The organism is Urechidicola vernalis (genome assembly GCF_031846385.1).
Lineage (GTDB): Bacteria > Bacteroidota > Bacteroidia > Flavobacteriales > Flavobacteriaceae > Urechidicola > Urechidicola vernalis.
Window position 1 is genome coordinate 69477 of the sequence record NZ_JAVRHV010000009.1, and the last position, 13012, is coordinate 82488.

The 13012-nt window shown below is 31.6% G+C and carries 11 protein-coding genes; 9 read left to right on the forward strand and 2 right to left on the reverse strand.

The window, feature by feature from the left end; genetic code table 11:
* Positions 1 to 266: 266 nt before the first annotated feature.
* The 8 genes from dnaN to RM519_RS13820 all read left to right on the forward strand — a co-directional run bounded on the left by dnaN (position 267) and on the right by RM519_RS13820 (position 10518).
* Entirely contained in the window at positions 267 to 1382 is a 1116-nt protein-coding gene (gene dnaN / locus RM519_RS13785) for a DNA polymerase III subunit beta (RefSeq protein WP_311594415.1), read from the forward strand.
* 78 nt (positions 1383 to 1460) lie between these two features.
* Positions 1461 to 2045: an acyl carrier protein phosphodiesterase gene (locus tag RM519_RS13790; RefSeq protein ID WP_432280191.1), complete on the forward strand. Its 585-nt coding sequence runs from the start codon at positions 1461 to 1463 to the stop codon at positions 2043 to 2045.
* 18 nt (positions 2046 to 2063) lie between these two features.
* Positions 2064 to 3146 (forward strand): AI-2E family transporter, encoded by a 1083-nt coding sequence (locus RM519_RS13795; RefSeq protein ID WP_311594417.1) that lies wholly within the window; start codon positions 2064 to 2066, stop codon positions 3144 to 3146.
* Between the two features lie 131 nt (positions 3147 to 3277).
* Positions 3278 to 4351, forward strand: coding sequence for a THUMP-like domain-containing protein (locus tag RM519_RS13800; RefSeq protein WP_311594418.1), 1074 nt, complete (start codon positions 3278 to 3280; stop codon positions 4349 to 4351).
* 58 nt (positions 4352 to 4409) lie between these two features.
* Positions 4410 to 6032, forward strand: coding sequence for an NADH-ubiquinone oxidoreductase-F iron-sulfur binding region domain-containing protein (locus RM519_RS13805; protein ID WP_311594419.1), 1623 nt, complete (start codon positions 4410 to 4412; stop codon positions 6030 to 6032).
* Positions 6033 to 6044: 12 nt separating this feature from the next.
* Positions 6045 to 8762, forward strand: coding sequence for a formate dehydrogenase subunit alpha (gene fdhF / locus RM519_RS13810; protein WP_311594420.1), 2718 nt, complete (start codon positions 6045 to 6047; stop codon positions 8760 to 8762).
* The gene (gene fdhD / locus RM519_RS13815) at positions 8763 to 9542 is read left to right on the forward strand and encodes a formate dehydrogenase accessory sulfurtransferase FdhD (protein WP_311594421.1); all 780 of its coding nucleotides are present in this window, start codon (positions 8763 to 8765) and stop codon (positions 9540 to 9542) included.
* Positions 9543 to 10038: 496 nt separating this feature from the next.
* Positions 10039 to 10518 carry a hypothetical protein gene (locus RM519_RS13820; protein ID WP_311594422.1) on the forward strand — a complete coding sequence of 160 codons (480 nt, stop codon included), beginning with the start codon at positions 10039 to 10041 and terminating at the stop codon, positions 10516 to 10518.
* A 225-nt stretch (positions 10519 to 10743) separates the two neighbouring features.
* Here the strand turns inward: RM519_RS13820 and RM519_RS13825 are convergent, their stop codons facing one another.
* Positions 10744 to 11622, reverse strand: a complete 879-nt coding sequence (locus RM519_RS13825) for a helix-turn-helix domain-containing protein (protein ID WP_311594423.1) — start codon at positions 11620 to 11622, stop codon at positions 10744 to 10746.
* Between the two features lie 447 nt (positions 11623 to 12069).
* Here RM519_RS13825 and RM519_RS13830 point away from each other — a divergent pair, with 447 nt between their 5' ends.
* The gene (locus tag RM519_RS13830) at positions 12070 to 12300 is read left to right on the forward strand and encodes a hypothetical protein (protein ID WP_311594424.1); all 231 of its coding nucleotides are present in this window, start codon (positions 12070 to 12072) and stop codon (positions 12298 to 12300) included.
* A gap of 302 nt (positions 12301 to 12602) precedes the next feature.
* Here RM519_RS13830 and RM519_RS13835 read toward each other — a convergent pair.
* Positions 12603 to 13012, reverse strand: a 410-nt coding sequence (locus RM519_RS13835) for a T9SS type A sorting domain-containing protein (RefSeq protein WP_311594425.1), incomplete at its 5' end; no start/stop codon positions are given.

Below are 13012 nucleotides of genomic sequence, written 5' to 3' on the forward strand. Positions count from 1 at the left end.
AAAAAACAAATCTAAAGTATAATATCGACTTCATCAAAAAGCATAAATAAACTTAACATATATTTGTGATTCGAATTAAAAGCATGACTGAATTGTTTTTAAAATCCACCTCCAATACCACTTAAATTTATCACTAAAAATAGTTTTGAAACCCGCATTTTCACAACAAAAAATGATTAAATACAAATTGTTAATATGTTTATAAGTTCTTTTCGATATCACGTATTTTTAGAATATATTTGTATTCTTACTAAAAAAACACATACATGAAATTTATAGTATCAAGTTCGCAATTATTAAAGCAACTGCAAGTGCTTGGAGGGGTTATAAATAGTAATAATACGCTTCCAATTTTAGATAACTTTTTGTTTGAATTAGACACGAACCAATTAAAAATTACAGCATCGGATTTAGAATCTACCATGAGTGCTTCTATAGAGGTTGAATCTGATTCAAAAGGTTCTATAGCTGTATCATCTAGGTTATTATTAGATACTTTAAAAACTTTTCCTGATCAACCTTTAACTTTTAAAACTGAAGACAATAGTACTATTGAAATTAGTTCTAGTCAAGGAAAGTATGACATGGCTTATTTTAGTGGAGAAGAATTTCCGAAAGCCGTAGCTTTAGAATCACCAAGCAAAACTGTAATTAATGGAGGTATCTTAGCGACTGCTATTTCTAAAACTATTTTTGCTGCAGGAAACGATGATTTGAGACCTGTAATGAGTGGTGTCTTTTTTCAATTTAGTCCGCAAAGTTTAACTTTTGTCGCAACGGATGCACATAAATTGGTGAAATATTCTAGAACAGATGTTGTTGCTGATGAAGTTGCAGAATTTATAATGCCAAAAAAACCATTAACGATATTAAAAGGTATTTTAAACAATACTGATAGCGATGTATCTATTGAATATAATAATTCTAATGCAAAATTTGTTTTTGACAACGTTGTTTTGGAATGTAGATTAATCGATGGAAAATACCCGAACTATGAAGCGGTAATTCCAAAAGAAAATCCAAATAAATTAACTGTTGAAAGAGCTTCATTTTTAAATTCTGCCCGTCGTGTTTCTATTTTCTCTAGTAAAACGACACATCAGATTCGTTTAAAAATGGCAGGAACGGAATTAAACATTTCTGCTGAAGATATTGATTACTCTAACAAAGCAGATGAACGCTTAAATTGCGATTATCAAGGTGATGATATGCAAATTGGATTTAATTCTCGTTTTTTAACAGAAATGTTAAGCAACTTAACATCGGATGAGATTTTAATTGAAATGTCTTTACCGAACAGAGCGGGAATTTTGACTCCAATAGATGGCGCAGATGAAGGCGAAGAAATTACGATGTTGGTAATGCCAGTTATGTTAAATTAATAGTTTTGTGAAGTAAAATTCACTTTAAAATAATAGAGCCACAACTAAATAGTTGTGGTTTTTTTGTAATTTCACTTAATGAACTTCCTAGCACACTTGTACCTATCAAATAACAATAATGACCTTATGTTAGGTAATTTTTTTGCAGATGCAATTAGAGGAAATAAGTATAAAAACTTCTCTTTAGAAATTCAAAAAGGAATCATTCTTCACCGGAATATAGACACGTTTACCGATCAACATAAAATTGTAAGAATTAGCAAGCGTAGATTGCATGAACGATATAGACATTATGATGGTGTAATTATAGATATGTTTTATGACCATTTTTTAGCTAAAAACTGGTTAGACTTCTCTTCAATCCCTTTAGACATCTTTTCTTCAAACTTTTATAAATTACTGCATACCAATTATGAGATTCTTCCGGAAAAGACAAAAGAAATGCTACCCTATTTAGAACGATATAATTGGTTGTATAATTATCAATATTTTGAGGGAATGGAGCAAGTTTTAAATGGAATGAACAGACGCACCAAAGGTGTATCACAAATGAATCTTGCTATAAACGATTTAAAAGAACATTATCAAGATTTTAAAAATGATTTCGATAGTTTCTTTAAAGAATTGATAGAATTTACACAACATCGAATTACCGAACTTTAAAAAACTTATATTTACGGTATGAATTCAAAAACAATCTCACAAGGTATCCTACAGGCCATTGCTGTCTTGGTTGGTATTTCAGGACTGCTTTATTTTCTTTGGGCTATTCAATCTGTTATTGTGTATATCATAATTGCAGCAGTACTATCACTTATTGCCCGACCAATGACTATTTTTTTACGAACTAAATTAAAGTTTCCTAATACAGTGGCTGTCGTTGTAACAATGATTTTCTTTATTGGTTTATTAAGTGGATTAATAAGAATGTTCATTCCGCTTATTTCTCAACAAGGAGCCAATTTATCTTTACTCAATTTCAATGAATTAATGAATGATACCGAAAAAATAACATATCATTTAAATGAGTATTTCTTAGCCTACAATATTAATATCATTGAGGAATTTAAGAACCTTGATTTAGTTTCAAAGTTTAAAGAGTTACCTGTTTTACTGAATTCCATAATTAGCACAGCTGGCTCCTTAAGCATCGGATTGTTTTCAGTGTTATTTATTACTTTCTTTTTTCTAAAGGACAGCCAGATTATGCATAATAGTATTTTAATTATTGTTCCGGATAAAAACGAAAAACGAGTTGAGAAATCTTTAAATACTATAAAAGATTTACTTTCGAGATACTTTTTAGGACTTGTATTTCAAATTTCAATTCTATTTATAATTTATTCTATTTCTTTGTCTGTATTAGGAATTGAAAATGCCATTGTAATTGCGTTTTTATGCGCATTGCTTAACCTAATTCCATATATAGGTCCGCTTATTGCTTGTGCGCTAATGGTATTTCTAACTATGACCAGTAATTTAGGGCAAGACTTTAGGACAGAAATATTACCAACCACTATTTGGGTTTTAATATGGTATGTGTTTGCCCAACTAATAGACAATTTCTTTAGTCAGCCATTAATTTTTTCAAAAAGTGTAAAATCACATCCTCTCGAAATATTTTTAATTATTATCATTGGTGGGTTGTTATTTGGAGTAGTAGGAATGGTTTTAGCAGTTCCTGCATATACTGTTTTAAAAGTGATTCTAAAAGAATTCTTAGCTGACAATAAGATTGTTCAATCTTTGACAAAAAATATTTAAAAATTAGAGAATAAACCTATTTTAACTTTTTGAATCTTCAAATACTACATAAGACTGTTCAAGAATACATTTCAAAAAACCTAAACGAAGATTTATCCAAAATACTCTTTAAAGGAACAAATTTTGAAAAAGTGAGCTCGAAAGAAATTGTAGAGCAAATTGAATCGAAAAAAAAATGTAGTTCTAAACTACCTACTTGGTTTAACGCTTCAGGGATATATTTTCCAAATAAATTAAATATTGAACAAACATCTTCAGAACTGACTGCCAAATACAAGTCGGAGTTGATAAATGGAAAATCAATCGTTGATGTTACAGGCGGATTTGGTGTAGACTGTTATTACTTTTCTAAAAAATTCGAATCGGTTATTCATTGTGACTTAAACGAAAATTTGTCTAAAATTGTAAAACATAATTATGCTCAACTAGATGTTTCAAACATTGAAACTTTTTCAACAAATGGAATCGAATATGTTATAAATTCAACGAATAAATTTGATTGGATTTATATAGATCCTTCTAGACGAAATGATGTCAAGGGCAAGGTGTTTTTACTTAAAGACTGCTTACCTGATGTACCTGAAAATTTATCTTCATTATTTAAAAAATCATCAAATATTTTAATTAAAACTTCACCTATTCTCGATTTAAAAAGTGCAATTAATGAATTGGAATTTGTTAAGGAGATTCATATTGTAGCCGTTAAAAACGAAGTAAAAGAATTATTATTTCTATTAGAAAAAGATTACACAGAATCAATAAATATAAAAACTGTGAATATTTTGAAACAATCGAATCAAACATTTAATTTTGAATTAAGTATTGAGTCAAATTCAGTTTACAGCCAGCCATTGACGTATTTATTCGAGCCAAATTCTGCCATACTAAAATCTGGTGGTTTCCAAAACGTTTCAAATCAGTTTCAAATTGCAAAACTCCATCAACATTCTCATTTATACACTTCAGAGAATTTGATTACTTTTCCAGGAAGAAGGTTTAAAATAAAAGCAAATATCCAATATGATAAAAAGCAACTACGAAAATTAATTCCTACCGGAAAGGCAAATATTACTACTAGAAACTTCCCTCAATCTGTAATGGATATTAGAAAAAAAACGAAATTAAAAGATGGAGGAAAGGACTATTTGTTTTTTACAACCAATTTAGATGGAAAACACATTGTGCTAGTTTGTGAAAAACTTTAATCGTTTAAGAATTAAATACTCTTTTATTTTATAACTTAGTGCAGTTAATCACCGCGCTATGGCAAATAAAAATATCAGATCTTTATCCTCAAGAAAAGGCTTAGATGACAATCTATTCGAAAATATTGCTGAACTATCTAGCAAACAGACTTCAGAATCAGAGTTCAAAGAATTAGCCAAACGATTTATGGTAGACGACTCCGTTATCTTTGGAACAGCCTCATTTTACGACTTTACAAGAGAACAAAATAGGGCAAAAAAAATTCATGTATGCTCGGGAACCGCTTGCATGGTCGCTGGGAAACAATCAGAAGTTTCTTCAAAATTAAAGAGTCATTTTAAAGATGAGCATATCGGTCATGCGGCATGTGTTGGAAGGTGTCATAGCAATAATGCCTTAATGTACAATGATAAGACGTTCAGTATTGGATCAGGCACTGATTTAAATAAAATTTTAAATTCTGAAATTAATCAAGAAAACGAGTATCATATAGAAAGTAATTGCACGCCCATATTAACTTCTAAAATTAAAAATCTTCAAGAATTCTATAATTTATCAGTTGATTTCCTACCTAAAAAGAGAGAAGCAATTGAAGAATTAATAAAATCAAATCTTAGAGGTAGAGGCGGTGCAGGATTTCCTTTTTGGTTTAAATTAGATGCTGTCTACAAGGAAGAGAACATCCAAAAATATATAGTATGCAACGCTGATGAAGGAGATCCAGGAGCCTATTCGGATATGTATTTGATGGAACACCAACCGCATAAAGTCCTTTTTGGCATGTATATGGCTGGATTGATTGCAGGTGCAGATACAGGTGTTTTATACATAAGGGGAGAATACCCAGATTCGATCAGAATCATTGCAGATGCAATTGAAGAATTTAAAATGCTTGATATTCCTTATGCGTTCAAGTTTAAAATTATTAGAGGACAAGGCTCGTATGTTTGTGGAGAAGAAACGGCCTTATTAAACTCAATTGAAGGCTTAAGACCGGAGGTAAGAGTTCGCCCTCCCTACCCTGCTCAATATGGGTTATATGGCAAACCTACTGTTTTAAGTAATGTAGAAACATTTGCAAACCTACATTGGATATTGGAAAATGGTGGAAATGCCTATTCAAATCTGGGGACGGACAAATCTACGGGAACAAAATTAGTATCGTTAGATAGTTTCTTTAATAGACCAGGAATGTATGAAGTCGAAATGGGAACATCACTTCAAACTGTATTTGAAGAATTAGGACAAGGTTACAAATCCTCTCTGAAAGGGTTTCAAATTGGTGGACCACTCGGTGGAATTTTACCTATAGAAAAAATTAAAGATTTGACCTTAGATTTTGAATCGTTTAGTTCTAGTGGATTTCTATTAGGACATGCAAGCGTCGTTTCTATTCCTACTGATTTCCCTATGATTCAATTTTTAGAACATTTAATGGAATTTACAGCAGATGAATCTTGCGGTAAATGCTACCCATGTAGAATTGGATCGCATCGCGGAATGGAAATGCTTCAAAAAGCGCAAAATGACAACTACAAGATAGATCGTCAACTTTTTGACGACTTAATAGAAACCTTAGAAATTGGGTCTTTATGTGCTCTAGGTGGTGGAGTTCCACTTCCAATCAAAAACGCCCTACAATATTTCTCGGATGAATTAAATCAATATTTTACAACTTAATATTTTATTAGAATGAAAGCTTTTATCAATAATACCGCTTATACCGTTCTCGAAAATGAAACTATTTTAGAGTTTGTAAGACGTATTGAAACGAATAAAAACGCTATCCCGACCATGTGTCAGGATGATAGATTAGAGAATTTTGGTTCTTGCAGAGTATGCTCTGTAGAAATTGCAAGAGAACAAGACGGACCAACAAGAACTGTGGCTTCTTGCCATACACCAGTAACTGACGGTATCTTTATTTACCACAATACGGACCGAATTAAAAAACTTCGGAAAAATATTGTAGAATTGGTTTTAACGGATTACCCATCGGACAAGGTTTTTCCTGAAGAAAACAAAAAGGCAACACCGTTTCAAGAAACGATCGCACAAATCGGAATTCCGGATGTGCGCTACCCAAAAGGTGAAAACCATTTAGATATAGAAACAGACAAAGCACATCCATATATTAAATCTGATTTAGCACAATGTATTAACTGCTATAGATGTGTAAGAGCCTGCGAAGAAATTCAAGGTGAAATGATTCTTGGAATGTCTGGACGTGGGTTTGCCACAAATATTATTAAAGGTTTTGATACCTCTTTTGATGAATCTGCCTGCGTATCATGTGGCGCATGTGTCCAGACTTGTCCAACAGAGGCATTAACGGATAAGTTTGAAACTAAAACATTACTTGCAGATAAAACCGTAAGAACAACATGTACGTATTGCGGCGTAGGTTGTCAATTAGACGTATCTGTAATAGATGGAGAAATAAAAGGAATCCAAGCTCCAGAAACTGCAGAAGTAAACGAAGGACACACCTGTTTAAAAGGGCGTTTTGCTTTTCAATTCTACGACCATCCAGATAGACTTCGTGAACCATTAATCAAAAAAAATGGAAAATTTGAAGAAGTAACTTGGGAGGAAGCCTATGATTTTATCGCTTCAAAAATGCTGCATATAAAAAATAAATATGGACCGGATAGTATCGGAGGTATCTCGTCTTCTCGTGCTACTAATGAGGAAAATTACTTAATGCAGAAAATGATTCGTGTAGGTGTTGGAACCAATAATATTGATGGTTGTGCGCGTGTTTGTCATGCCCCTACAGCTTACGGAATGCAGCAAGCATTTGGAACTGGAGCAGCCACAAATTCTATTGAAGACTTAAAACAAACTGATGCTATTTTTCTTTTTGGGGCAAACCCGATAAAGGGACACCCAGTTACCGGTGCCAAAATTAAGCAAGCATTTATGAAGGGAGTAACTTCAATTGTTGTTGATCCTGTAAAAACAAAATTAGCAAATTTAGCAACACATTTCCTGCAAATTAGACCTGGAACCAACGTTGCTGTGTTGAATATGATAGCATATCATATCATAAATGAAAACCTAGTTAACGAACACTTTATTACGTCGTATACGGAGAAATATGAAGAGTTTAAAACGCATGTCTCAAATTTAAATATTCCTGAACTTGAAAAATTGACCGGAGTTTCTAATGAAGATGTGAAACAAGCGGCTATTGCTTATGCAAGTGCAGAAAGAGCAATGGAATTTCATGGGCTTGGGGTAACTGAGCATTTTCAAGGAAGTAAAACAGTAATGCTACTTTCTAATATAGCCATGATGACCGGTAATATTGGAAAAAATGGTGTAGGCTTAAATCCTTTAAGAGGGCAAAATAATGTTCAAGGTGCAGCAGATATGGGGGTGCAACCACATCAAGGTGCTGGTTACATGGATGTAAACAAGCCTGAAATTCAAACATATTATGCAGAAAAATATGGAATTGACAAAATGCCTGTAAAGGAAGGATTGAAAATTCCACAAATGCTAGATGCTGCGATTGATGGCAAAATTAAGGCATTGTATATAATGGGAGAAGATACCATTATGACAGATCCGAATACAAATCATAGTATTAAAGCTTTCGAAAAGTTAGAGCTAATTGTAGTTCAAGAATTATTTATGACTGCCACAACAGAACTGGCCGATGTCGTATTACCAGCAGCCTCCTACTTTGAAAAAAATGGAACCTTTACCAACGGTGAACGAAGAGTACAACGCGTAAACAAGGTTGTAGAACCTATTGGAAATTCAAAACCAGACGGGCAAATTATTATTGACATAATGGATAAGCTTGGTTATAAACAACCAACTGGCGCTACATATAATGCCGCTTTGGTAATTGAAGAAATTGCAGATGTTATTCCGTTTATGAAAGGCCTTTCTTGGGATAGACTTGGAAAAAACGGACTTCAATGGCCAATAAAAGAAGATGGAACCGATACGCAAATGCTGCATGTAAATGGTCAATTTAAAAAAGGAATTGGAACTTTCCATAATTTTGATTTTGAAGAATCTCCAGAGATTGTCAGTCATGGTCAAAAATTTCCGTTTATACTAACAACAGGTAGAGAATTAGAGCATTACAATTCAGGAACAATGACGAGAAGAACTGATAATCAACATATTTTAAATAAAGATTATTTAGAAGTAAATCCTAAAGACGCTCTTAAAAAGGGAATAAAAGATTCTGAAACAGTGCGTATCTATTCAGATCGTGGAAGCGTAAATATTCCGATAAAGTTCTCTAAAAATGTGAAGAAAGGCGTTTTAAGAACTACTTTTCATCAACCTGAGGTATTTATCAATCTAATTACAGGAAGTGTTGGGGATAAAGAAACATTGACTCCAGAATATAAAGTCGTTGCAGTTGATTTTGAAAAAATCGAATAAATGTCAAAATCCACTAAAAAATATGAAGCTGTTAAATCTGATGGGGCTAATACAAGATATATCTTTGACACTATTGTTTTAGAAGCACCTCTTCAGATCAACATCAATAATAAGCCCTACACTGTTGTTATGCGAACTCCAGGCAAGGATGAATTCCTTATTCGTGGTCTGCTCTATGCCGAAGACATTTATAAAGATGATAAGAACTTTCCCTTGGAAATAGTTGAAGACACTCCAAATTTCTTTACTATTATTAATTTAACTATTAATGAAGATCATTTAGGGAATGGCTACTTGAATAAAAGAACCTTACTTTCTGTATCATCTTGTGGAGTTTGTGGTAAACAAACCTTAGATTCTTTAGAAACAACAGGTGCTATTCTTGCAAAAGGTAAAGACATTAACTGGAATTCAATTTCAATAATGCTTACCAAAATGCAAGAACAACAAAAAACCTTTACATCGACCGGTGCTTCTCACGCCGCTTCTTTATTTAATAATGAATTAGAATTATTGTCTATCCAAGAAGATATTGGTCGACACAATGCTGTAGACAAGGTGATCGGTGAACTTAAAAACAAGAAGCAACTAAAACAGGCTAAATTTTTATTGGTTAGCGGAAGAGTTTCTTATGAAATTGTTACCAAGGCCTTTATTGCTAAAATTAACACCATTATTGCCGTTTCTGGCTGCTCTTCCTTAGCGATAGATTTTGCTAAAGAATTCGGAATTAAACTTATAGGTTTCGCAAGAGATGGAAAATCAACCATATACAGTTAATTCCATTCTCGATAAACTAAATAGAAGAATTTACTACAACTATTTGCAAGTTATAAAAACTTTTGTACATTTGACTCATAAGAGCGTCCCTATAATTACAACTTTTAACGGAGAGAATTTGTAATTTACAGTTCTAATTTAGATTCTGAAAACATTACATTTTTAGGACTAGAATTGTTAATTTTCAGCTTTTAAGGCCTCCGATTATTAAAAATTATAAAAATAATTTAAAAGACATGAGCTAGCGCTTAGGCGTTGACGAATCTGACTTTTTACAGCATTTTAGTTACTCTGATTAAAGAACCCCTTTAAATTAGATAGGATTTTATTTGGCTAATAAGTACCATAAACTTATATTTGATACTTACTTTAATCTTAAATCTTACTAAAATGAAAAAAGTAAAATTAATTTTCGGATTGCTCATGTTAGCTGTTTTTTCACTATCTTTCGTGGTGAATAATAACACAAACATCGACAATGAATCAGAGCAAGCAATTGAAAAAGCAAGATTCAAGCCACCTTCTAACGGGTAGTTTGATCATAGCTTTTATGCTATTTATACCTTACGCTTTCTACTTATATAAGAATTTTCCAGATGAAAAAACTTACGAGTTTTTTAATTTGACCTTTACAAGTAATTATTTTGAAAGTGTAAGGTATTTTATGTATAACATATTTTCCAAACTTATTCCTCTTTCTCTTTTATTAATTTGGTTTACAACTTGTAAACATTGGTGGTTTCACGCCATTGCAATACCAATTTCGGTTTATATTTTCCAATTTATCAGTGTAATTAATGACGATACAAAATATTATGACGAATATGAATTTGTTTATTCATTACCAATCACAATTATAATATTAGCTATTTTATATTTTATTAGAAGCAAAATAGGAATTTATATAAAAGCGAAAGACATAAAAAAAGAAATGGATGAACAAATGAATAAAGCATTTGTAAAAAAAGGAGAATAGAAATAATACTATAAATTACGATTTAAAAGTTCACTCCCCCAAAGACTAACTTTTATTTAGAGCCATTTTTACAAATGGTAAAGAAAAATACTATGGGGAGAAAAATACATTTAAGTGAAGCGGATCGTATGGAAGTATATTCCATTGAAAAGAGAATAAAAATATCTAAAATTTTATTAGTCATTATTTCAATTGCGATGCTTTTTTTAAGTTTTGTTATTTAAGTTAACTGATCAAATCTGATAAAAACTCTTTGTAATTACCCTCAGTAAACCTCGGAGCAACATCAATTCCTAATTCTTCCATTCGTAATTTATCTTCCCAAATCACTTTAATACCTACTTGCTCAGTCAATTTTAAACTATCTGGTCTTTCTGTATAGGAGCAAAACAAATAGTCCTTCTCAAAATCTCTAAAATATCTTAAAAAATCACAAACTATATAAAAGATATTATCATTACAATCTGCCGTAACATCATAATTGAAGAATATTGGTCTTTTTTGATCATTTGGATTCACTAAATCTGAAACTCTAATTTCATCCTTTCTCAATTTTCTATTTCTCAACTTTAAATAAGTCTCTTCTTTTAATGGCAAAATAATAGAATGCCCAACGTAATAACCCGAGTCATCTGTAAGCACTACATTTAAATCAGGCAACAATTTAATAGCTGCTCTAATTAATTCCTTGTTTACATTATGGTTGTCGTTATGTTGTGATTCTATAAAATGAACTATATGTTTTATATCAAAATCAAAATCAATTTTTCTAAGCCTATTGGTTTTAATATTGATTTGGGCCTTAAACCAACCGGCATCAGGCAGTTCATTTGTTAATGGAGTTAAAGAATATTTTCTAATTAAAAAATCATAAAATGTTGGAATTGGAACTGAAGCATTTAAATTTCTAATTAATTGATATGGCAATAATGTTGCCAACACAATTTCTTCTTCCTTATCAGGTTTTACCAGAGTTACATCTCTTTCCCAACGTTGCACCGTTCTAACATCTACATTAACATTGTCGGCAAATTCATTTTGAGAAATACCATTGTATTCTCTATAATCAACTAATAACTCTCCAAGCGAATTAAACTTCTTCATACGTAAATTTTTCAAGGTAAATATAGGCAAAAATAGTTGCTTTGAGGATATCAATTTTCACGACATACTATGTCGTTTCTTAGTCTAAGGAAGCGGCATAACTTTGCATCGAGATTAAGACACAGAATTTAATAAAGCAATTTGTATAATTTTAGTTTGTCCGACTTTTTACACAAATGCAATTTAAAATTTGCCTCCTAACTTTATAAAGGTTAGTAAGTTTTAAGGTTATAGTAAAGAAAACCCTATTTAGGGAATTTCTCGAAAAAAGTTAGGAGTTTAATCTCATTAATAGAATAAATACAACCATAATATAAATAGAGTTTCCACAGTAATAGCTAGAAACCCCACTATAAATCGGTCGTAATTAGTAAAAAATTAAATTGTTTCCTAAAACTACTTTGATTGTCCTATTACGACTGTATTTATATCTAAAACATCTTCAACATGAATATGATTACAAATAGAATAGTTGACTTAAAAGAAAACTTGCCCCCGAATTCAGAATACCTAACAAGTATCAATTCGTTAGAGAAAATGTTAAATGAAATTGATTTTGAATCAGAAATGATTCCTCATGATGATTTAAACAAAATGCATCAACTCTTTAGATACATCAAGGGTTCAGAACTTACAAGTAAAGAAAATAAGATTATAGAACAACTTATCACCACTTAGAAAGTCGAGACTCATGTTGACTAATGTTATATCCTTCTACATTAATACTGACATGAATTAATAATTTTAGTTAAAATAAAATAACCCCATTTATTGTTTTAACAGAAAACCCGAAAACTATAAGATTTCGGGCTTATTTTTACCTGAATTTGAACATAAGATCTGTTAATTTTAAATTAACAAGTAATCATAAAAGATTGATTAAATTCAAATCAAAAACTTCCTATGGAGATATTTTAAAGCAATAAGCGACCAAAGGTCGCCTATTGCTTCTATAAAATTTGCGAATAATTAAACTAATATTAGTTCGTACCTCTTAATATTTTAACTTCCAATTTATCATCACTATTAGAAGTGGTTATTATTGCAAAATAAACTCCTGATGACAAGTAAGTTACATCATACTGATAGACCCCTGAGGTATCTTTCAAATAATTTAGACCCGAAACATGATGTACCGTTTTACCTTGATAATCAACAATTAAAATTGAAACAGTTGTATCATAAGAGAAACTATATTCAATCTTAACTAAAGTATCAGAAGGAACTGGAAAAGCAGATGCCTCAGCAGATTTAAATGAATTAACTCCTTCTTCAACATCACATACATCCCCAATTCCATCGTTATCAGCATCTTCCTGACCTAGGTTATATGTCGTTGGACAATTATCTATATCTCCACAAACACCATCTCCATCTATGTCATTATCTG